The following is a 410-nucleotide window of genomic DNA, read 5'->3' as shown; positions in this document are numbered from 1 at the left end:
CGTGCACCTGCTGCTGTCCAGCCAGCGCATCGAGGGCGGCAAGCTCAGGGGCCTGGACACCTACCTCTCCTACCGGCTCGGCCTGCGCACCTTCTCCGCCGACGAATCGCGCACCGTCCTGGACACCACCGACGCCTTCATGCTGCCGCCGCTGCCGGGCTTCGGCTACCTCAAGGTGGACACCTCCACCTACACCCGTTTCAAGGCCGGCTACGTCTCCGGCCGCCACCGCGGCCCGACCGCCGAACGGGGCGGCGACGAGCGGGGCCCCCTCGCCCTGGCGTACCCCACCTTCAACACCCTGCGCGACACGAGCCCCGCCCCCGCCGACGGCGAGGAGCAGCCCGCCGCGACCGTCCGGGAGACCGGCCCCAGCGTGCTGTCCGTCATCGTCGACCAACTCGCCTCGG

Annotated in this window: 1 pseudogene; it reads left to right on the top strand. The window is 72.7% G+C overall.

The annotated features are described in order from the left end of the window. A pseudogene (locus tag G3I71_RS48935) lies at window positions 1-410 on the top strand (type VII secretion protein EccC); the annotation flags it as partial.

This window comes from Streptomyces sp. SID12501 (genome assembly GCF_010550245.1).
Taxonomy (GTDB): domain Bacteria; phylum Actinomycetota; class Actinomycetes; order Streptomycetales; family Streptomycetaceae; genus Streptomyces.
Note: the sequence above shows the minus strand (reverse complement) of the source record. Positions and strands in the feature narration are given on the sequence as shown.